A 19,882-nucleotide genomic window follows, 5' to 3' on the forward strand; every position below is an offset into this window, starting at 1 on the left:
GCCGGAGTGAGGAGCTACCCCCTTTGTTCTACTACCTGCTGAAATATGTACTGTTGGGGCCTTTGCTGAGACTGGTCTTCCGACCCCGAATAGAGGGGCTGGAGAACGTACCGGCGTCGGGCCCGGCCATCGTCGCCGGCAATCACCTGTCCTTCTCCGACCACTTCCTGATGCCCGCGATACTGAAGCGCCGCATCACATTCCTGGCCAAGGCCGAGTACTTCACGGGTCCGGGCATCAAGGGCCGGCTGACCGCGGCCTTCTTCCGCAGCGCGGGCCAGATCCCGGTGGACCGCTCCGGCAAGGACGCGGGCCAGGCCGCGATCCGCGAGGGGCTCGGCGTGCTGCGCAAGGGCGAGTTGCTCGGCATCTACCCGGAGGGCACGCGCTCCCACGACGGCCGCCTCTACAAGGGCAAGGTCGGGGTCGCCGTGATGGCGCTGAAGGCGGGCGTGCCGGTCGTCCCGTGCGCGATGATCGGCACCTTCGAGGCACAGCCGCCGGGCAAGGTCATCCCGAACATCCACCCGGTCGTCATCCGCTTCGGCAAGCCCCTCGACTTCTCCCGCTATGCGGGTATGGAGGACGAGAAGGCCATCCTGCGCGCCGTGACCGACGAGATCATGTACGCCATCCTGTCGCTGTCCGAGCAGGAGTACGTCGACCAGTACGCGGCCGTCGTCAAGGCGGACGAGGCCGCGGCGAAGGGCGAACGGGAGCGCAAGTTCCCACGGGCACCGCTCGGTTGACCTCTGCTGTCGGCAGAGCGGCCCGGGCCGGGAGTGCCCGGGCCCGTACGGTCGCCCCATGAGACGTGCGGTGGTGATCGGGGCGACGGGCCAGATCGGCCGTCCCGCGGTGGATGCGCTGGTGCGGGACGGCTGGGAGGTCACTGCCGCCTCACGGGGCGGCGGCCGGGACGGGGCGTGGCCGGACGACGTCCGGACGGTGCGGCTGGACCGGGAGGACGGCGCGGCGCTCGCCGCCGTCGTCGGCGAGCGCTGTGACCTGGTGGTCGACGTGGTCGCCTACGGAGCCCAGCACGCACGGCAGTTGACGGCGCTGGCCGGCCGTGTCGGCGCGGCCGTGGTCGTCTCCAGTGTGTCGGTGTACGTGGACGACAGGGGGCGGGGTTTCGACACCCAGAGCGAGCCGGACGGGTTCCCCGAGTATCCGCTGCCGCTCCCGGAGACCCGGCCGACGGTGGCGCCCGGCGAGGCGTCGTACAGCACCCGCAAGGTGGCGCTTGAGCGTGAACTTCTCGCGATGGGCGACCGGTTGCCGACGACCGTGCTGCGGCCGAGCGCCGTACACGGACCACACAGCCCGCTGCCCCGCGAGTTGTACTTTGTCAAGCGCAACCTCGACGGCCGGGGCGTCCGGGTGCTGGCCCACCGCGGCGAGAGCCGCTTCCACACCTCGAGCGCCCGCAACATCGCGGAGTTGATCCGTCTGGCGGCGGCTCGACCCGCATCCCGTGTGCTCAACGCGTGTGATCCACAGGCGCCGACGGCGGCGGAGATCGGTGCGGCGGTCGACGAGGTGATGGGGGCGAGGACGGAGACGATACTGGTGGACGGCCCGCCTCCTGCCCCGGCCGTGGGCGGATCGCCCTGGTCGGTGCCCAGCCCGCTCGTGTGCGACATGGCCGCCGCCGAACGGGAGTTGGGCTACCGACCGGCGGTGTCGTACGCGCGCAGCCTGCCGGAGACGGTGGAATGGCTGTGCGGCGAGGCGACCCAGGACTGGCGGGCCCGCTTCCCGCTACTGGCACGGGCGTACCCCGACCTCTTCGACTACGCGGCGGAGGACGCCTGGCTGCGATCACGGTGAGACGGGAAAGGGGGAAGGGGCGGCCGGATCAACTCCGGCCGCCCCGCCCTCGTATCGAATTCCCGCTCCGCGGTTACGGCTTGGGCGTCGCGTGCGGCGTGCAGGTCACATCCGCGGCGTCCAGCTTGCCGGTGAGCAGATAGTCGTCCACCCGCTGGTTGATGCACGGGTTGACCAGGCCGGTCACACCGTGCGAGCCCGCGTCCTTCTCGGTGATCAGACGGGAGCCCTTGAAGCGCTGGTGCAGTTCGACCGCGCCCGGGTAGGGGGTGGCGGCGTCACGCGTGGACTGCACGATCAGCACCGGCGGCAGACCCTTGTGGGTCTTGACGTTCACCGGGGTCTGCTGCTTGACCGGCCAGGTGGCGCACGGCAGGTTCATCCATGCGTTGGCCCAGGTCATGAACGGGTAGTCCTTGTTGAGCCGGGTGTTGTCCCGGTCCCACTTCTGCCAGCTGGTGGGCCACTTGGCGTCAGTGCACTCGACGGCCGTGTAGACGGCGTTGCCGTTCTCCGCGGAGATGTTGCCCGCGGTGTCGGACAGGTCCGGGGCGGCCGCGTCGACGAGCGCCTGGGTGTCACCGGCGACGTACTTGCTGAAGACCGTGGCGACCGGAACCCACGAGGAGTCGTAGTACGGGGCGCTCTGGAAGAAGGAGATCAGCTCGGCCGGGCCGACGACCCCGCCGATCGGGTTCTTCTTGGCGGTGGCGCGCAGCTGGAGCCACTTGGCCTGGACGGCGTCGCGGGTCGTCCCCAGGTGGAAGGTGGCGTCGTTGGCGGCGACCCAGTCCTCCCAGTCCTTCCAGCGGCCCTCGAAGGCGATGTCCTGCTCCAGGTTGGCCTGGTACCAGATGTTCTTGCGCGAGGGGTCGACAACGCTGTCGACGACCATCCGGCGCAGGTGGCCCGGGAACAGCGTGCCGTAGACGGCGCCGAGGTAGGTGCCGTAGGAGACACCGAGGTAGTTGAGCTTCTTCTCACCGAGGGCGGCCCGGATGACGTCGAGGTCGCGGGCGGTGTTCGCCGTGGTCATGTACGGCAGCATCTCGCCGCTGCGCTTGTAGCAGCCGTCCGCGTACTCGCGGGCCAGCTTCCGCTGCGCGGTCTTGTCGGCCTCGGTGTCCGGCACCGGGTCGGCCTTGGGCGCCTTGACGAACTCCTGCGGGTCGATGCAGGAGATGGGCGCGGAGTGGCCGACGCCACGCGGGTCGAAGCCCACGAAGTCGTACGCCTTGGCGGTGTTGGCCCACAGCGGGTTCTTGGTGGTGACCCGGCGTGGGAAGCGCATGCCGGAGCCGCCCGGACCGCCGGGGTTGTAGACGAGGGCGCCCTGGCGGTCCTTCTTCGTCCCCGTGTTGCCGATGCGGTCGACGGCGAGCTTGATCTGCTTGCCGTACGGCTTGGCGTAGTTGAGCGGCACGCTGACCCAGCCGCACTGGATCGGCTTCTCGAGCCCCCAGTCGGCGGAGCAGTCCTGCCAGTCGATGCCCGCCTTCGCGGCCCGCTCCGCGGCGATCGCGGCGCCGCGGGCCTCGCGGTCCTGGCCGTGGCGGTTCTCGGCACCGGCCGCGGGCGCCGCGAGGGCGCCGGTTATCAGGGTCGCCGTGACGAGCGCTCCGGCCGAACCGAGCGCCAGGGCGCGGTTCTTCGGTCTGATGTCCCTCAAGTGGGCTCCTCCCCGTGCATGTCTGCGAATGGACACGGGGGATCCTCGCCGCTGTGAGAAGTCTGAGAACAGGGGTCGTAGACCTTCTTTACCAATCCGATAACCGGACGATCATGTCCCGCTGAGCGGAGGGCTACCCGAGGAGGCCACGAGCCTCGTCCAGCACCTGCCGTAGCCGCAGGCCATCGGCGGCCACGGCGGTCACCAGTACGGCGGGACCGGCGAGCGGAGTCAGCGCCGCACACTCCCCCAGCACCCGGGCCGCAGGCCGTTCCCGCCGGAACTCGGGCCGCACGATGACGAGTTGACCCACGGCACGATGTCCCGCCAGCACGGCGGGCCCGTCCCAGCCTCCCGGCGCACCGGGCCCGCACGCCAACTCCTGGTCGAGCAGGGTCCGCCCCGCCACCCGCACTGTCAGACGGCTGGCAAGCCGTCCGGGTTCCTCGCCGACCCGTCCGAGTATCTGCTCCTCCCGCAGCAGCAGCCGCGCCTCGCCCCCGAGCTCGACCCGGGTGGTGACACACAGATCGCTCCCACCGGCACAGATCAACGGCTCGGGCAACCAGCACAGTTCACCCCGGTCGCCGACGCGCAGCCGCACGTCGTACGTCGCCTGGCCCTTCCCCTGCCCGGGCAGCGCGATGGTGGCGGCGGCCGAGCGCACATCCAGCCGCGCCCCTTCCTCCACTTCGGCCTCCACGGCGAACCGGTCACCGCCGAGCGGCCCGCTCATCGCCCCCACGAGCATGACCCTCGCCTCGTCCCCACTCGCCCGAGTGCGGCGCACGGCGAGCGGCCCTTCACCCTCCAGCACGGGCAGGGACGTACCACCCCGACCGTCCTCCCGGGCGACGATCCGCGCGACCGCCCGCACCCCGCTCCCGGTCACGCGGCCCACGCCACAACCCGCTCGCGCACCCATGCAGCCACGTCGGCAACCCCCGCCTCGCTCCTCAACGACTGGAACACAACGGGAAGTTCGGCCCGCTGAACCTTCGCGTCGGCGGCCATCCGACCGAGATCGGAACCAACATGGGGCGCGAGGTCGGTCTTGTTCACGACGAGCAGGTCGGCGGTGGTGACACCGGGCCCGCCCTTACGAGGGATGTCGTCCCCACCCGCCACATCGATCACAAAGATCTGCGCGTCGACGAGCCCCCTGGAGAAGGTGGCGGTGAGGTTGTCCCCACCGGACTCGACAAGGATCAGGTCCAACGGCCCGACCTCGTCCTCCAGATCCTCCACCGCTTCGAGATTGGCGGAGATGTCGTCCCGGATCGCCGTGTGCGGACAGGCGCCCGTCTCCACGGCCGCAATCCGCTCGGGCGGCAACACAGCCTCACGAAGCAGAAATTCGGCATCCTCGCGCGTGTAGATGTCATTGGTGACGACGGCGATCGACAGCTCGTCCCGCAACACCCGACACAGCGCGGCAACGGTAGCGGTCTTCCCGGATCCAACGGGCCCACCGAGCCCAATCCGAAGCGCCCGCCGCCTCCCGTCCGCCCGTCGGGCATCGGCACTTACGGCGGCGGACCCGTGGTGGTGGGTGTGATCGAGATGCATGACAGCGGCTCCACTCCAGCCGGTCCGAACACCGTTCAGCCGGCCTGACATTCGAGGACGGGGCCCTTCGGGCCGGGGGGGTGATTGACGGGGGTACGGGACGGGGGCCTCCGGGGTACATGGGCAGGGCCCTGCGGGGGCCGGGGGCAGGGCTCTGCGGGGGGGCGGCCGGGGCAGGGCCCCTGGGCGGGATGCGGGGGCGGATCTCCGCGAGGTGTGCAGAGGGCCAGGCCTCCGGCCGGGTGCGGGGCGAAGCCCCGCAAGGGGTGAAGGGGACGTAGCCCCCGCCGGGGCCTGGGGCAGAGCCCCAGGGTGAGGGGCACTTTCCGACCCACCGAGCCGGGTGGGCAGGTGGGCGGAACGGGCCGGGGCGGAGCCCCGGGGACGGTCGCTTCTCGGCCCACCGAGCCGGGTGCGCGGGTGGGCAGGGCTCACGACGCAAACAACCGCACAGCCCAAGCGGCATGCGCCTCCGCCCCGACCTCCAACAACGGCGCAGCCCCCGCAGGCAACGCATCAACCCCGCCCTCGACCACTCCCCGCCCCGCCTCAACAGCCGCATCCACAACCCGGTCCAGCTCCGGCGCCAGCCGGGCCAACACCCCCGTGGCATCGAACGGATCCAGACTCAGCAACCGCACGGTGGCCGTAGCCGCCCCGCTCACGCTCTCGTACGCCGCGCAGTACGCCGCATCGTCCGCCCCCAGCCCGGCCGCCCGCGCCACGACACCAAGCACCACCGGCTGATGCGCCCCCTTGGGAAACTCCCGCGCGAGCGCATCGAGCTCCCCGGAGGGCCACGTCGCCCGCCCCGCCCGCATCAGCTGCCGCCCGAGCCGCCGCGCAGCGACCCGCAACGCGACCGAAGGCGTCCGCGCATCGGCCGCCGCGTCCAACTCCCGGGGATCCACACCGAGCACCGCCGCCGCGGCCAGCGCACCGGCCACCAGCCCCACGGTGTGCAACCGCCCCCGGCAGAATTCCTCCAGGCTCGCCGCCCCGGTGATCCGCCCGGCCCTGACGGCCGCCTCCGCCCCGCCGGAGTGCGCGTGCCCCCCGGCGGGAAACCGGCCGTCGGCCAGTACGAGTAGCGTTGCCCTGGACATCAGAACAGGAAGTAACGCTGGGCCATGGGCAGTTCGGCGGCCGGAGTCGCCTCGACCAGCTCCCCGTCGATGTGCACGGCAAAGCTGTCGGGATCGACCTGCACCCGGGGCCGCGCGTCGTTCTCCCGCATGTCCGCCTTGGTCACCCCACGCGTCGAGTCGATGGCGACGAACCGCTTCCCCAGCTGCAGCCGCTCCGGCAGTCCGTCCTCGACGGCGAGCGGCGCCACGAAGTTGAACGAGTTGCCGGCCGGCGCCCGCCCGATCGCCCCGTACATCGGACGCGGAAGGATCGGCTGCGGTGTCGGAATCGAGGCGTTCGCGTCGCCCATCTGCGCATATGCGATCTGCCCGCCCTTGACGACGAGATACGGCTTGACCCCGAAGAACGCGGGCTCCCACAGCACGAGGTCGGCCAGCTTGCCGCTCTCCACGGAGCCGACCTCCCGGGCGAGGCCCTGCGCGAGTGCCGGGTTGATCGTGTACTTGGCGACGTAGCGCCGTACCCGCAGGTTGTCCGCCCGCCCGTCACCGGGCAGCGCACCCCGCCGCCGCTTCATCACATGGGCCGTCTGCCAGGTCCGCATGATGACCTCGCCGACCCGCCCCATCGCCTGCGAGTCGGAGGAAATGATCGAAATCGCGCCCAGATCGTGGAGTATGTCCTCCGCCCCGATCGTCGACGGCCGGATCCGGGACTCGGCGAACGCCAGATCCTCCGGCACCGCCGGGTTCAGGTGGTGGCACACCATCAGCATGTCGAGGTGTTCCTCGGCGGTGTTGACCGTGAACGGACGCGTCGGATTGGTCGAACTCGGCAGCACGTGCGGCTCGGACACGACGGTCATGATGTCCGGCGCATGCCCGCCGCCCGCACCCTCCGTGTGGTACGCGTGGATGCCGCGCCCGCCGATCGCGGCGAGCGTGTCGCCCACGAACCCGGCCTCGTTCAGCGTGTCCGTGTGAATGGCGACCTGGATCCCGGTCCGTTCGGCGACGGTGAGGGAGGCGTCGATGACGGCGGGCGTCGACCCCCAGTCCTCGTGCAGCTTGAGTCCGAGCGCTCCCCCACGGATCTGCGACAGCATCGCCTCGTGCGAGACGGTGTTGCCCTTGCCGAGCAGACCGATGTTGAGCGGGTAGGCCTCCATCGACTCCAGCATGCGGGCGAGGTGCCAGGGCCCGGGGGTCACCGTCGTCGCCTTCGAGCCCTCGGCCGGCCCGGTACCGCCGCCGACCAGGGTGGTGATTCCCGCGGAGAGCGCCTCGTCGGCGATCTGCGGGCAGATGAAGTGCACGTGCGCGTCGATCGCACCGGCCGTCAGGATCCGCCCGTTGCCCGCGATCACCTCGGTCTCCGGACCGATGACCAGATCGCGGTGCACCCCGTCCATCGTGTCCGGGTTGCCCGCCTTGCCGATCCCGGTGATCCGGCCGTCGCGGATACCGACGTCGGCCTTGACGATCCCCCAGTGGTCGACGATGACGACACCGGTGATGACGGTGTCGGGGGTGCCCTCCGCACGCGTGGCACGCGACTGGCCCATGGACTCACGGATGACCTTGCCACCGCCGAAGACCGCCTCGTCACCGGCGAGTCCTGGGCCGCCGGAGCGGTCCTCCTCGATCTCGATCAGCAGGTCGGTGTCGGCGAGCCGGATCCGGTCACCGGTGGTCGGGCCGAACAGGTCCGCATAGGCGGCGCGGGAAATCTCACGCATCGAGGGCGCCTCCGGTCTCCCCGCGCAGTCCGGGCACGACCCGGGCACCGGCGAGCGGAACGAGTTCGACGCCGACGGGGATCCCGGGCTCGAAGCGGACGGCGGTGCCGGCGGCGACGTTCAACCGCTTGCCGCGCGCGGCGGCGCGGTCGAACTCCAGGCCCGGGTTGGCCTCGGCGAAGTGATAGTGGGAGCCGACCTGGACGGGCCGGTCGGCGGCGTTGAGGACGGTGAGGCGGGTGACCTCGCGGCCTTCGTTGTAGACGATCGGGTCCTCGGCGAAGAGGATCTCTCCGGGAATCACGGCGGCCTCCCCCGTCAGACGATCGGGTCGTGGACGGTGACGAGTTTGGTGCCGTCCGGGAAGGTCGCCTCCACCTGGACGTCGTGGATCATCTCGGGCACGCCCTCCATGACGTCGTCCCGGGTGAGCAACTTGCGCCCGGAGGCCATCAGTTCGGCGACGGTACGGCCGTCACGCGCGCCTTCGAGGATGTGCGACGTGATGAGCGCGACCGTCTCGGGGTGGTTGAGCCTCAGCCCACGGGCCCGGCGCTTCTCGGCGACGTCGGCCGCCACATGGATCAGCAGCCTCTCTTGCTCGTGCGGGGTCAGTTGCACGTCCCACCTCACAGTCCTCGCTCCGGACCGTGCGGGGTCCGGTTGCCGCGGCCACGGGGCAAAGTGCCTGGTGGCGTGGAGGGGCAGGCTAGTTGGACCGGATTTCGGGCACGTTAAGCAAACTGTGATCGTCACACGACCGAGCGCGGGCCCCGCATGTTCATCGACGCCCGCACTCCTTCCGTCGGCGTCCGCCGAGATCAGTCCCGCGGACTTGTAGTTCTCCGCGCCCCTCGTCCAGACACGCCCCTTCCTGGGTCTAACGAGCGCGTCGAGGACCTCGCCGACGATCGCCCCGATCAGCTCGTCCTTACCGCAAACCGTTGCGGGCGAAGCAGAGGGCGGCGCCGCCCAAAAAACAAACGATCATTCTTTTGGGGCGACAGGGCAGCCCTCGGCAGCCGCGCCGCCCCACCGAGGACCCTCGCGACGCGGCCCTGACCGCGAGCGTGCTGCCGCTCTGGTGGGCGTGGCCGCCGCCGGGATCGCGGGCAGCCGGCTTGGGGTGATCACGGGCGGCTGGTGGACGGAGGCGGCGGCGTCCGGATTGTCGACGCCGGCCGTGAGCAGTGTTCTTCGACGGCACGGCGGCGACCGTCCCCGCCCTCACCCTGGGCCGGTGGGCCGCGCTGGACCTGGGCGCGGTGCTGCTCGGCAGCGCGCTCAAGCCGCGTACCCACAACGGCGAACCGGCGCCCGAGCCGGAGCTCGCACCCATCGGCCGACCGGCACTCGCACAAGCGACCGTACATCCCCGCCGACGCGGTAGCGGACGGGGGGCGCACGGTCATTTCGGTCTGCTCATTGGGATCTTCGACCTTGCCGTCACACCGGCGACGGCCCCGCCCGGCCCGGCCCCCAATCACCGCACGGCCGGGGCCCGTCCGGCCGATCCCGGCGAAGATCGACCGGAGGTCCTACGCGCCGCCCGCCCCCCTGTGCTCCGCCGCGATGCCGAATCGCCGACGGTCATGGTTCGCCGCTGCGGCCGCGGACTCGTGGACGCCGGCGACCGAGGTGATCACCGGGTCCTCCGCGGACTCGTGGAGCTCCTCCAGCCGTTCGAGGTCGGCGGCGGAGACGAGGGCGACGAGAGGCTTTCCGTGCCGCGTCACGACGACGCGCTCACCGCCGTACACCACCCGGTTGATCAGGTCGGCGAGCTCAGCCCTGGCTTGCGTCACCGGAATCTCGTAGGCCATACCCCCAGCTTACGGGGACCCCTCCGGCGCTCCGCAGGTTCTGCGTCGCGAGCAGACACTTGCACCGGCGCTCTGTACGTCCTGTACATTTTATACGGAGAGCTCTGCCGGAGACGGCTCTGCCGCAAGGAGGGGTACGCCATGTCCCGACCGTCCGCCCGCTATGTCCTGCCCGAGTTCACCGAGCGCACCAGCACGGGTCACCGCACGCTGGATCCGTACTCGAAGCTGCTGGAGGAGCGGATCGTCTTCCTGGGCACGCCGATCGACGACACGTCGGCGAACGACGTGATGGCGCAGTTCATGCATCTCGAGCACGACAACCCGGACCGGGACATCTCGCTGTATCTGAACTCGCCCGGCGGCTCGTTCAGCGCGATGGCGGCCGTCTACGACACGATGCGGTACGTCGGCTGCGACGTGGAGACGATCTGCCTGGGACAGGCCGGCTCGTCCGCCGCGGTGCTGCTCGCCGCCGGTACGCCGGGCAAGCGGTTCGCGCTGCCCGGCGCGCGTGTGCTGCTCGGGCAGCCCTCGCTGCCCGAGCCGGTGGAGGGCCAGCCGAGTGACCTCGTCATCCAGGCCGAGGAGTTGGCCAGGACCCGGACCCTCCTCGAAGAAATGCTCGTTCGGCACACCGGACGCAGCCCGGAGCAGGTCCACGAGGACCTGGAGCGGGATCTGATCCTGGACGCGCCGGGCGCGCTGGAGCACGGGCTGGTGGACGGGATCATCCCCAGCCGCAAGGCCTCCCGCGCCGCTCGGGACGCGGGGTGAGCCGGCGGATGCTGCCTCCGGAGCTGCCTCCGCTGCCTGCCCTGACGCGGGCCGAGGGTGAGTTGATCGACCGTTACCTCGATGTGGTCGACCTCCTGGGCCGGATCAATCCGGCCCAGCACGAGGACACCTACCGCGGGCTGCGGGCCGCCCAGGCGCTGGTCCGTGCGGCGGTGGAGCTGCGCGACGCGCTGACCCTCATGCACCAGCGCGGCGAGACGGAGTTGCACGCGGCCACGTTGGCGCGCGCACTGCGGGTGCTGGACGGCGAACGCCGGACGGCGAGGGTCACCGTCCCACCCGACGCCGCCGATTGACGCACTGCCGTCCGGAACGGAGTTGAAACGACCCAAAAGGTGTACCGCTGTTTGGAGTAGTCGCGGGTCCGTTTCCAAGGCCGTGGAGGTTGCGCAACACGCTTGCCCGAGGGGGACGGTGAGACGCTTCCGCGCTGGTCCGGGGGTCCCCGACCCCCTCGACCTTGACTCGAACACAGCGGTGTCCACCCGAACGGCTGAGTGGTGAGTAACGCCACAAATCCCCGATTCCATTGGGATTTTCGGACACCTGTGAGTGAAGATCCCTGTCTGACGACAAGCCCCCGCCACAGCGGCGGGGCGGTCCGGGCGGACGCCGAGTCCTGCCGCCGCCCGGATGACCGGTCGACAGGAGTGGATCGGCAGGAGTGGAGGACCCAAGCAAGACGGGTCGCCGGAACGGATGTTCGTTCGTCTGTTTGTTCGTTCCGAGCAGCCCTTGGGGTGAAGCCGCGGCAACGCGGCCGGGCTACTTCGCCAGCCCGAATCCGACAGGTCATCCTTCACAGGCGGCTGACGAAGGGTTGCGCATGACTGCGCTCAATCGTGTCCCGTCGCTCATGGCCCGGGCCGGTACGGCCTCGGCCCTCACCATCGCCGCCGTGGGCGGCTCGATCGTGGTTCCGGGTGTCGCCGCCGACGCATCGGCCGCGACGATGGCGACGAAGGCACTCCAGGTCGCGGCTTCCAAGAAGGGGTCCCCCTACAGGTGGGGCGCCACCGGGCCGCGGAGGTTCGACTGCTCCGGGCTGACGCTGTACTCGTACAAGAAGGCGGGCAAGACCCTGCCCCGTACGGCCGCCCAGCAGTACAACAAGACCCACCACATCTCGGCCAAGCACCGCAAGGCCGGTGACCTGGTCTTCTTCCACTCGGGCTCCAGCGTGTACCACGTGGGGATCTACGCCGGGAAGGGGAAGATCTGGCACGCCCCGAAGACCGGGGACGTGGTGAAGCTGCAGAAGATCTGGACGAGGAGCGTCTGGTACGGCCGGGTCAGCTGACCCGCCCGAGGGGGTGGCAGGCCTGTGGCGCCGTCACCCCCTCGGGTCCCGCTCCGGCCTGACCTGGTGTCACGTCAGGAACGGTTCGAGGAGCAGGGCCGCGCCCAGAACCGTCAGCGCCACACCGGTCGCCGACCGAAGAGCCATGGCGGCCCGCGGCCGGCGCAGCCACCGGCCGAGCCGGTCCACCAGCAGCGCCACCGTCGGGAACCACACCAGGGTCAGCCCGATCACGATCAGTGCGAGCAGCAGGGTCCTGGGCAGCGCGGAGCTGCCCGCCGGTACGAACTGGGGCAGCAGGCTGAGAAAGGTCAGCGAGGCCTTGGGGTTGAGGGCATTGGTCATGAACCCCTGACGCAGCGGGTGCGCGGCCGACGGAGTGCCGCTGTCCGTGTCGCCGCTCTGCGGCTGCCGCAGCGACCACAGCGTCCGTCCGCCCAGATACAGCACATACGCGCCGCCGAGCAGTTGCAGGGCGCGGAACAGCGGGGGCACGGCGACCAGGACCGCGGCGACCCCCGCGGCCACCAGAGCCGTGTGGACGAGCAGCCCGCCCGCGATGCCGAGCGCACAGGCGATGCCCGCCCGGCGGGAGACCAGTGCGTTGCGTACGACGACCGTGAAGTCGGCGCCGGGCATGGCGACCATGCCGGCGGCGATCCCGGTGAAGGCGATGAGCTGTCCGTCCATGGCCCCCAGCCTCCCGCGGACGGGCCTTCAGCAGGTATTTCGGATATCCTGGGTGAACCTTAAGCATTCCTTTGGGCGGGCAACCGGTATGTACGACCCCATCCGACTCGCCGCCCTCGTCGCGGTGGCGGAGGCGGGGTCCATCACCCGTGCCGCCGAGCGGCTCGGCTACACACCCCCGGCGCTCTCCCAGCAGCTGGCCAAGCTGGAGCGGGAGGCGGGGACGGCGTTGCTGGTCCGGCACCACCGCGGGGCGCGGCTGACGGACGCGGGCGAGCTGCTGGTGGCCCGGGCCCGCCGGGTGCTCGACGAGTTGGAGCAGGCCCGGCACGAACTGGCCCGGCTGGCCGGTCTGTCGGGCGGCACACTCCGGCTCGGTACGTTTCCGACGGCCGGGACCCATCTGCTGCCGCCGGTGCTGAGCGCGTTCCACCGGGCGCATCCTGATGTGGAGCTGTCGGTGGCCGACTACGATCCGCCGACCGGCGTGGCGGCGGTGGCGGCCGGGGAGGTGGACCTGGCGCTGACGCACGCGTATCACCCGGCGGAGCCGGTTCCGGTGCCGTCCTCGGTGGGTCTGGAGCCGGTGCTGGTCGAGGAGCTGGTCCTGGTGACCGCCCCGGGGCATGCGCTGAGCAGTGACTCCTCCCGGCTGCCGCTGTCGGGGCTGGCGGGTCAGCCGCTGGTCAGCATGGCGCCGGAACTGCCCGCCCGGCAGGGAGTGGAGGCGCTTCTGGCCCGGGCGGGGGCAACGCCGTCCGTGCTGGTGCCGACCCCGGGGTACGCCGTGGTGTGCGCGCTGGTGAGTGCCGGGCTCGGCGTGGCCGTCGTACCGGAGATGGTGGCGCGGACGGCGGTCACTCCGGTCGGGGTGCGCCCGCTGGGAGCGGGAGAACTGCGCCGGACGATCTCGGTCGCGTTCCGGGCCGACGAGGTGGCTCCGGCCGCCGACACCTTCCGGGCCCTGCTGCGCGGGGCGTTCGGGCGTGCGTATCGGACGCCGGGGGCCTGAGTGCTACGGCTCCTGCTGTCCCGCCGCCGTGACCGGCTGGGCGGGTACCGTCCAGGGAAGTTCGATGGAGACGGTCTTGCCGCCCTCGCGGGTGGGCCTGACCCGTAGCTTGCCGCCGCATTCGGCGGTGAGCCAGCGGATGATCACCATGCCTCGGCCGTTGTCCTGCTGGACGGCGGCGGGCAGTCTCTTCGGGAAGCGCGGATGGCTGTCGGTGACGCCGATGCGCAGGTGTTCGTCACGATCGAGCACGAGGTCCACCGTGAAGGTGGGTGACTGACCGAAGGTGTGCTGTACGGCATTGGTGGCGAGTTCGGAGACGATGAGCCGGACCGTGTCGGCCACTTCCGTGTCCGGTGGCAGGCCCCATTCCGCGAGAGTGGCCAGCGCGTAGGAACGGGCCGCGGAGACCGAGGCGGGATCGCTCGGCAGAGTGACGGATGCTTCCAGATGGTCTGCCATGACGACGTCGTCCCTTTCCCACGGGACCGCAGTCCGGCACGGAGCCGGATGGTTCGAGTACGGTCCCGGACTGGTGCTTCGTCGTCAGACTGCCATTACGGCACGTGTCACGGGGGCGATCCACCAAGATATGCATATATCTGTCGCTCGAAGCGGTGAACTCTGCGACGGCAGACCGTATTTGGGCGGCTCGAAGGGAGTAGGGAGTAGCCCATGCAGAACGGTCCCGCGGTACGCCGCCGGAAACTGGGCGCCGAACTGCGCGCGCTGCGCACCGGCGCGAGCCTCACGAGTGGTGAGGCGGCCCGGCTGGTGGGCTGGCACCAGTCGAAGGTGAGCCGAATCGAGACGGGCACCAGTGGGGTGAAACCGGCCGATGTGCGTTTACTCCTGGACGCGTACGGCGTGGTGGACGGCCAACTGCGCGAGTTGCTGATGGTGTTGGCGGGCTCGGACGACGTCGGCGGCCGACACCACTGGTGGCACGCGTACCGCGGGGTGCTGCCGCCCGCCTACCGGGACTTCATCAGCCTGGAGTCGCAGGCGCGCGGGATGCGCACGCTGGAGACATCGGTGGTCCCGGGGCTGCTGCAGACGCCGGAGTACGCCCGCGCGGTGACCCGGGCGGCCGTGAGCGGCTTCGACGACGCCGAGGAGCGGCTGGACGCGCTGGTCAAGGTGCGGCTGGCCCGGCAGGACGTGCTGCGGTCACAGCCGCCGCTGGAGCTGAGTGCCGTCCTGGACGAGGCGGTGCTGCGGCGGGAGGTGGGCGGCCCTGGCGTCATGGCGCGGCAGCTGGAACGGCTGGTAGAGGCGGCGCGACTGCCCCAAGTGAGGCTTCAGGTTCTCCCGTTCGCCGCCGGCGCTCACATCGGCATCACGGGCCCTTTCGTTATCTTCTCATTTCCGAGCACGGCTGATCTGGATGTGGTTGTTCTCGACCACTTGACGAGTAGCCTCTATCTCGAACGGAAAGAAGACCTCCAGGCCTACTCCGAGGCCTTCAACACCCTTCGGATCCACGCCCTTTCGCCCGAGGAATCGTTGGATTACATCGCCGGGATAGCTGACGGCGCGTAAGGAGGCACCATGTCTGCACTGCCTCGGAACGTACCTTCCAGTACCGATCTGCACGGCGTGCGGTGGCTGCGCAGCAGCTACAGCACGGGAGCGAACAACTGCGTGGAGGCGGCACGGCCGCGCTCCGGTCCGCTGACCGGACTGCTCGCCGTGCGCGACTCCAAGGCACCGGCCGGACCCGCGCTGCTCTTCTCCCCCGAGAGCTGGGCGGGGTTCCTGGCCACGTTCCGCTGATCCCCGTACGACCCGATCCGACCGATCGCTATTGATCGGTTCCGCCCAGGCGGCGCACGGCCGTGTCACGCCGACTCATGGTCGCGCCTCGCCGATCACACGTACAGCGCGTTCGATCTCGGCCTCGGAGAGGTCCGCGCGGGCGGTCAGCCTCAGCCGTGAGATGCCGTCGGGCACGGAAGGAGGACGGAAACAGCCCACGGCCAGGCCTGCCGTTCGGCAGTCGGCCGCCCAGCGCACCGCCTCCTCGGGCGACGGCGCACGCACGGAGACGACCGCGGCGTCCGGGCGTACCGCCTCCAGACCCATGGCGGTCAGGCGTGCGTGCAGTTCGGCGGCCACCTCGCGGGCCCGCTCCGCCCGGGCCGGCTCACGGCGCAGCAGCCGGAGGGCGGCCAGGGCCGCGCCGGCCGCGGCGGGGGCCAGGCCCGTGTCGAAGATGAACGTCCGTGCCGCGTTGACCAGGTGGTCGATCACCCGGGCGGGACCGAGCACGGCGCCGCCCTGGCTGCCCAGCGACTTCGACAGGGTGACGGTCACGACGACGTCCTCGGCGCCCGCGAGTCCGGCCGCGTTTGGGGCTCCCCGCCCGCCGTCGCCCAGGACGCCGAGTCCGTGGGCGTCGTCGACGACCAGCCCGGCGCCGTGCTCCCGGCTCGCCGCCGCGAGCGCGGCCAGTGGCGCGGCGTCCCCGTCGACCGAGAACACCGTGTCCGAGACGACGATCGCCGGCCCCTCGTGCGTGCCGAGCGCCTTGCGCACCGCGTCCGGGTCGGCGTGCCCCACGACCTGCCTGGCACCACGGGCGAGCCGGCAGCCGTCGATCAGGGAGGCGTGGTTGCCCGCGTCGGAGACGATCAGGGAGCCGTGCGGGCCCAGTGCCGTGACGGCGGCGAGGTTGGCGGCGTAGCCGGAGGAGAAGACCAGGGCCGCCTCGAAGCCGCAGAACCCGGCCAGCTCGCGCTCGAGCTCGGTGTGCAGCTCGGTCGTACCGGTGACCAGCCGTGACCCGGTGGCACCGCCGCCCCAGGTGCGCGCGGCGGCCGCGGCTCCCTCGGTGACCTCGGGGTGGTGGGCCAGTCCCAGGTAGTCATTGCTGGCCAGATCCAACAGGGGCGAGTCGGCGGGGCGGGGGCGCAGCGTCCGTACGAGTCCGGCGCGGCGGCGCTGCTCCACCTGGTCGTCGATCCAGCCGAACGCCATGGGTCCTCCGGGGCTTTTGTAGGTAGCGGACAGACACTAGCCGGACGCCCAGCCGCCCAGGGTGTGGCAATACCCACACGGTGATCCGTCTCCGTTGTGCAAACTCTCCTTGGCCCGGGGCGGTCCCGTAGGACAGGATCGGACCTCATGGACCTGCTGAACACGCTGGTGGACAAGGGGCTTCGGCGCGAGCTGCCGACCCGCGACGAAGCACTCGCCGTGCTCGCCACCTCCGACGACGACCTGCTCGATGTGGTGGCCGCGGCCGGCAAGGTGCGCCGGCACTGGTTCGGCCGGCGCGTAAAACTTAACTACCTGGTCAACCTCAAGTCCGGCTTGTGCCCCGAGGACTGCTCCTACTGCTCGCAGCGGCTCGGCTCCACCGCCGGCATCCTGAAGTACACCTGGCTCAAGCCCGACGAGGCCTCCCAGGCCGCCGCCGCGGGCCTGGCCGGGGGTGCCAAGCGGGTCTGTCTGGTGGCCAGCGGACGCGGCCCGACGGACCGGGACGTGGACCGGGTGTCGGACACCATCAAGGCGATCAAGGAGCAGAACGACGGCGTCGAGGTGTGCGCCTGTCTCGGTCTGCTCTCCGACGGCCAGGCCGAGCGGCTGCGCGACGCGGGCGCGGACGCGTACAACCACAACCTCAACACCTCCGAGGGAACATACGCGGACATCACGACCACGCACACGTACGCCGACCGGGTGGACACGGTGCAAAAGGCGCACTCGGCCGGCCTGTCCGCGTGTTCCGGTCTGATCGCGGGCATGGGCGAGAGCGACGAGGACCTGGTGGACGTGGTCTTCTCGCTGCGCGAGCTCGACCCGGACTCGGTGCCGGTGAACTTCCTGATCCCGTTCGAGGGCACCCCGCTCGCCAAGGAGTGGAACCTCACCCCGCAGCGGTGTCTGCGCATCCTGGCGATGGTCCGGTTCGTCTGCCCGGACGTCGAGGTGCGGATCGCGGGCGGCCGCGAGGTGCACCTGCGCACCATGCAGCCCCTCGCGCTGAACCTGGCCAACTCGATCTTCCTCGGTGACTACCTCACCAGCGAGGGCCAGGCCGGCAAGGCGGACCTGGAGATGATCGCGGACGCCGGGTTCGAGGTCGAGGGCTCCGACCAGGTGACGCTTCCGGAGCACCGCGCGGCTGTCGCGGGCGGCTGCGGTTCGCACGCCGAGGCGGGCTGCGGGTCGCACGAGGGCGACGGCTGCGGTTCGCACGAGAGTGCCGGCTGCGGCTCCCACGAAGGCGGCGGGGTCTGCGGTTCCGTCGCCGCCGCGCCGGCGGACGCCACCGCACAGGTGAACGAGCCGCGACCCGATCTGGTCGCCGTGCGCCGCCGGGGTGCCGGAACGGATCTCGCTCCCAATGCCTGACCTCAGCGTGCCCGAGCTGCTCGAGCTCGACCGACGGCACGTGTGGCACCCGTACGGTCCGATGCCCGGGCGCGCCGAACCGCTCGTCGTGGAGTCGGCGAGCGGGGTGCGGCTGAAGCTCGCGGACGGCTCGGGCGAACTCGTCGACGGCATGTCTTCCTGGTGGTCGGCGATCCACGGCTACAACCACCCGGTGCTCAACGAGGCGGCACAGGGGCAGCTCGGGCGGATGAGCCATGTGATGTTCGGCGGGCTCACGCACGAGCCCGCCGTCCGGCTCGCGAAGCTCCTTGTCGACATGTCACCAGACGGTCTGGAGCATGTCTTCCTGGCCGACTCCGGCTCGGTGTCGGTCGAGGTCGCGGTCAAGATGTGCCTGCAGTACTGGCGTTCGCTGGGCCGACCGGAGAAGCAACGTCTGCTGACCTGGCGGGGCGGCTACCACGGGGACACCTGGCAGCCGATGGCCGTGTGCGATCCCGACGGCGGCATGCACCAGCTGTGGTCCGGCATCCTGCCGCGCCAGGTGTTCACGGACGCGCCGCCCGCCGAGTACGAGGAGTCGTACGCCGAGCAGCTGCGCGCGGCGATCGAGCGGCACGCCGGCGAACTGGCCGCCGTGATCGTCGAGCCGGTGGTGCAGGGTGCGGGCGGGATGCGCTTCCACTCCCCCGCCTATCTGCGGGTGCTGCGCGAGGCTTGCGACGCGCACGACGTGCTGCTGGTGTTCGACGAGATCGCGACCGGTTTCGGCCGCACGGGCGCGCTGTTCGCGGCGGACCACGCGGCCGTGACACCGGACGTGATGTGCGTGGGCAAGGCGCTGACCGGCGGCTATCTGACCATGGCGGCCACCCTGTGCACCCCGCGGGTGGCCGACGGCATCTCGCAGGGCGAGGTGCCGGTGCTGGCCCACGGTCCGACGTTCATGGGCAATCCGCTGGCGGCCGCCGTGGCCTGTGCCTCGATCGGGCTGCTGCTCGGACAGGACTGGCAGGCCGAGGTCAAGCGGATCGGGACGGGCCTGCGGGAGGGACTTGCCCCGGCCGCGGACCTGCCCGGGGTGAAGGACGTCCGGGTTCTGGGCGCGATCGGGGTCGTACAGCTCGACCACGAGGTGGACATGGCGGCGGCCACGCGGGCCGCCGTGCGGGAGGGCGTGTGGCTGCGGCCGTTCCGCGATCTGATCTACACGATGCCGCCGTACGTGACGGGTGACGCGGACGTGGCGCGGATCGCGCGCGCGGTGTGCGCGGCGGCGCGGGAGGGATGAGATGCCGGTACTGGTGATCACAGGCACGGGCACGGAGGTCGGCAAGACGGTCACGACCGCCGCGGTGGCCGCCGCGGCGCTCGCGGCCGGTCGGTCGGTGGCCGTGCTGAAGGCCGCGCAGACCGGGGTGGGGCCGGACGAGCGCGGGGACGCCGACGAGGTCGCGCGTCTCGCGGGCGCGATGACCGTGACCGAACTGGCGCGCTACCCGGACCCGTTGGCCCCGGGCACGGCGGCGCGGCGGGCGGGGCTCGCACCCGTGCACCCGCACGAGGTGGCCGAGGCGGCCGCCAAGCTGGCCACCGACCACGACCTCGTGCTGGTCGAGGGGGCGGGCGGGCTGCTCGTACGGTTCGACGCGGCGGGCGGCACGCTGGCGGACGCGGCGCGGCTGCTGAACGCGCCCGTGCTGATCGTCGCCAGCGCCGGGCTCGGCACCCTGAACACCACCGAGCTGACGGCGCGTGAACTGCGGTCCCGGGAGATCGGGCTGCTCGGCGTGGTGATCGGCAGCTGGCCGGAGGAGCCCGACCTCGCCTCGCGCTGCAACCTCGCGGACCTGCCGGAGGTGGCGGCCGCTCCGCTGCTGGGCGCGCTGCCCGCCGGGGCCGGGGCACTGGCGCCCGCCGACTTCCGCGGTGCGGCTCCGGGCTGGCTGTCACCTCGGCTGGACGGCAGCTGGGACGCGGAGGCGTTCCGGGTGCGAGAGGCCCCGTAGGGACGGCA

The 19,882-nt window shown here is 71.1% G+C and carries 22 protein-coding genes and 1 riboswitch; of the genes, 11 read left to right on the forward strand and 11 right to left on the reverse strand.

The genetic code is table 11. The features are described from left to right. The first annotated feature begins 23 nt into the window (after positions 1–23). Positions 24–749 carry a lysophospholipid acyltransferase family protein gene (locus Q8A52_RS35725; protein WP_316759175.1) on the forward strand — a complete coding sequence of 242 codons (726 nt, stop codon included), beginning with the start codon at positions 24–26 and terminating at the stop codon, positions 747–749. 70 nt (positions 750–819) lie between these two features. Then, a complete protein-coding gene (locus Q8A52_RS35730; RefSeq protein ID WP_316759353.1) occupies positions 820–1,833 on the forward strand; it encodes an NAD-dependent epimerase/dehydratase family protein in 1,014 nt (337 codons plus the stop codon). 73 nt (positions 1,834–1,906) lie between these two features. Here Q8A52_RS35730 and Q8A52_RS35735 read toward each other — a convergent pair whose 3' ends face one another. From Q8A52_RS35735 to Q8A52_RS35770, 8 genes are all read right to left on the reverse strand, one after another. Beyond that, on the reverse strand, positions 1,907–3,502 hold the full coding sequence (locus Q8A52_RS35735; RefSeq protein ID WP_316759177.1) for an alpha/beta hydrolase: 1,596 nt from the start codon (positions 3,500–3,502) through the stop codon (positions 1,907–1,909). Between the two features lie 133 nt (positions 3,503–3,635). Then, the gene (locus tag Q8A52_RS35740; RefSeq protein WP_316759180.1) at positions 3,636–4,427 is read right to left on the reverse strand and encodes an urease accessory protein UreD; all 792 of its coding nucleotides are present in this window, start codon (positions 4,425–4,427) and stop codon (positions 3,636–3,638) included. Further along, the gene (gene ureG / locus Q8A52_RS35745) at positions 4,391–5,071 is read right to left on the reverse strand and encodes an urease accessory protein UreG (protein WP_316759183.1); all 681 of its coding nucleotides are present in this window, start codon (positions 5,069–5,071) and stop codon (positions 4,391–4,393) included. The genes Q8A52_RS35740 and ureG overlap by 37 nt, the downstream gene beginning before the upstream one ends. A 431-nt stretch (positions 5,072–5,502) precedes the next feature. Further along, positions 5,503–6,177: an urease accessory protein UreF gene (locus Q8A52_RS35750; protein ID WP_316759186.1), complete on the reverse strand. Its 675-nt coding sequence runs from the start codon at positions 6,175–6,177 to the stop codon at positions 5,503–5,505. Beyond that, positions 6,177–7,898: an urease subunit alpha gene (locus Q8A52_RS35755; RefSeq protein WP_316759189.1), complete on the reverse strand. Its 1,722-nt coding sequence runs from the start codon at positions 7,896–7,898 to the stop codon at positions 6,177–6,179. Before Q8A52_RS35755 ends, Q8A52_RS35750 begins: the two co-directional genes overlap by 1 nt. Continuing rightward, positions 7,891–8,202, reverse strand: coding sequence for an urease subunit beta (locus Q8A52_RS35760; RefSeq protein ID WP_316759191.1), 312 nt, complete (start codon positions 8,200–8,202; stop codon positions 7,891–7,893). Before Q8A52_RS35760 ends, Q8A52_RS35755 begins: the two co-directional genes overlap by 8 nt. Positions 8,203–8,216: 14 nt before the next feature. Further along, positions 8,217–8,519: an urease subunit gamma gene (locus Q8A52_RS35765; RefSeq protein WP_263206152.1), complete on the reverse strand. Its 303-nt coding sequence runs from the start codon at positions 8,517–8,519 to the stop codon at positions 8,217–8,219. Positions 8,520–9,436: 917 nt separating this feature from the next. Continuing rightward, the gene (locus Q8A52_RS35770; RefSeq protein ID WP_316759193.1) at positions 9,437–9,721 is read right to left on the reverse strand and encodes a type II toxin-antitoxin system Phd/YefM family antitoxin; all 285 of its coding nucleotides are present in this window, start codon (positions 9,719–9,721) and stop codon (positions 9,437–9,439) included. Positions 9,722–9,862: 141 nt separating this feature from the next. Here Q8A52_RS35770 and Q8A52_RS35775 point away from each other — a divergent pair, with 141 nt between their 5' ends. The 3 genes from Q8A52_RS35775 to Q8A52_RS35785 all read left to right on the forward strand — a co-directional run bounded on the left by Q8A52_RS35775 (position 9,863) and on the right by Q8A52_RS35785 (position 11,819). After that, positions 9,863–10,498: an ATP-dependent Clp protease proteolytic subunit gene (locus Q8A52_RS35775; RefSeq protein WP_316759194.1), complete on the forward strand. Its 636-nt coding sequence runs from the start codon at positions 9,863–9,865 to the stop codon at positions 10,496–10,498. A gap of 8 nt (positions 10,499–10,506) precedes the next feature. Next, on the forward strand, positions 10,507–10,815 hold the full coding sequence (locus tag Q8A52_RS35780) for a hypothetical protein (RefSeq protein WP_316759195.1): 309 nt from the start codon (positions 10,507–10,509) through the stop codon (positions 10,813–10,815). A 320-nt stretch (positions 10,816–11,135) separates the two neighbouring features. Further along, positions 11,136–11,342, forward strand: a riboswitch (cyclic di-AMP (ydaO/yuaA leader). A 3-nt stretch (positions 11,343–11,345) separates the two neighbouring features. After that, positions 11,346–11,819: a C40 family peptidase gene (locus tag Q8A52_RS35785; RefSeq protein WP_316759196.1), complete on the forward strand. Its 474-nt coding sequence runs from the start codon at positions 11,346–11,348 to the stop codon at positions 11,817–11,819. A gap of 69 nt (positions 11,820–11,888) precedes the next feature. Here the strand turns inward: Q8A52_RS35785 and Q8A52_RS35790 are convergent, their stop codons facing one another. Continuing rightward, positions 11,889–12,509 (reverse strand): LysE family translocator, encoded by a 621-nt coding sequence (locus Q8A52_RS35790; protein WP_316759197.1) that lies wholly within the window; start codon positions 12,507–12,509, stop codon positions 11,889–11,891. Between the two features lie 88 nt (positions 12,510–12,597). On the opposite strand from Q8A52_RS35790, the gene Q8A52_RS35795 reads away from it, so the two are divergent. After that, positions 12,598–13,521, forward strand: coding sequence for a LysR family transcriptional regulator (locus tag Q8A52_RS35795; RefSeq protein ID WP_316759199.1), 924 nt, complete (start codon positions 12,598–12,600; stop codon positions 13,519–13,521). Positions 13,522–13,524: 3 nt separating this feature from the next. Here the strand turns inward: Q8A52_RS35795 and Q8A52_RS35800 are convergent, their stop codons facing one another. Continuing rightward, a complete protein-coding gene (locus tag Q8A52_RS35800; RefSeq protein ID WP_316759201.1) occupies positions 13,525–13,983 on the reverse strand; it encodes an ATP-binding protein in 459 nt (152 codons plus the stop codon). 213 nt (positions 13,984–14,196) lie between these two features. On the opposite strand from Q8A52_RS35800, the gene Q8A52_RS35805 reads away from it, so the two are divergent. Beyond that, positions 14,197–15,063 carry a helix-turn-helix domain-containing protein gene (locus Q8A52_RS35805; protein WP_316759203.1) on the forward strand — a complete coding sequence of 289 codons (867 nt, stop codon included), beginning with the start codon at positions 14,197–14,199 and terminating at the stop codon, positions 15,061–15,063. A 9-nt stretch (positions 15,064–15,072) separates the two neighbouring features. Beyond that, complete coding sequence (locus Q8A52_RS35810) at positions 15,073–15,297, forward strand: DUF397 domain-containing protein (protein WP_316759205.1); 225 nt, start codon at positions 15,073–15,075, stop codon at positions 15,295–15,297. A 75-nt stretch (positions 15,298–15,372) separates the two neighbouring features. Here Q8A52_RS35810 and Q8A52_RS35815 read toward each other — a convergent pair whose 3' ends face one another. Continuing rightward, entirely contained in the window at positions 15,373–16,500 is a 1,128-nt protein-coding gene (locus tag Q8A52_RS35815; protein ID WP_316759206.1) for an 8-amino-7-oxononanoate synthase, read from the reverse strand. 147 nt (positions 16,501–16,647) lie between these two features. Between Q8A52_RS35815 and bioB the strand changes: the two genes are divergently transcribed. The 3 genes from bioB to bioD are packed head-to-tail and all read left to right on the forward strand — an operon-like array spanning position 16,648 to position 19,874. Next, the gene (bioB, locus tag Q8A52_RS35820) at positions 16,648–17,883 is read left to right on the forward strand and encodes a biotin synthase BioB (protein WP_316759208.1); all 1,236 of its coding nucleotides are present in this window, start codon (positions 16,648–16,650) and stop codon (positions 17,881–17,883) included. After that, positions 17,876–19,156, forward strand: a complete 1,281-nt coding sequence (locus tag Q8A52_RS35825) for an adenosylmethionine--8-amino-7-oxononanoate transaminase (RefSeq protein ID WP_316759210.1) — start codon at positions 17,876–17,878, stop codon at positions 19,154–19,156. The genes bioB and Q8A52_RS35825 overlap by 8 nt, the downstream gene beginning before the upstream one ends. 1 nt (position 19,157) lies before the next feature. Beyond that, positions 19,158–19,874, forward strand: a complete 717-nt coding sequence (gene bioD, locus Q8A52_RS35830; RefSeq protein ID WP_316759214.1) for a dethiobiotin synthase — start codon at positions 19,158–19,160, stop codon at positions 19,872–19,874. The last annotated feature ends 8 nt before the right edge of the window (positions 19,875–19,882 follow it).

Origin of the sequence: Streptomyces herbicida, assembly GCF_032656585.1 — a bacterium.
GTDB lineage: Bacteria > Actinomycetota > Actinomycetes > Streptomycetales > Streptomycetaceae > Streptomyces > Streptomyces herbicida.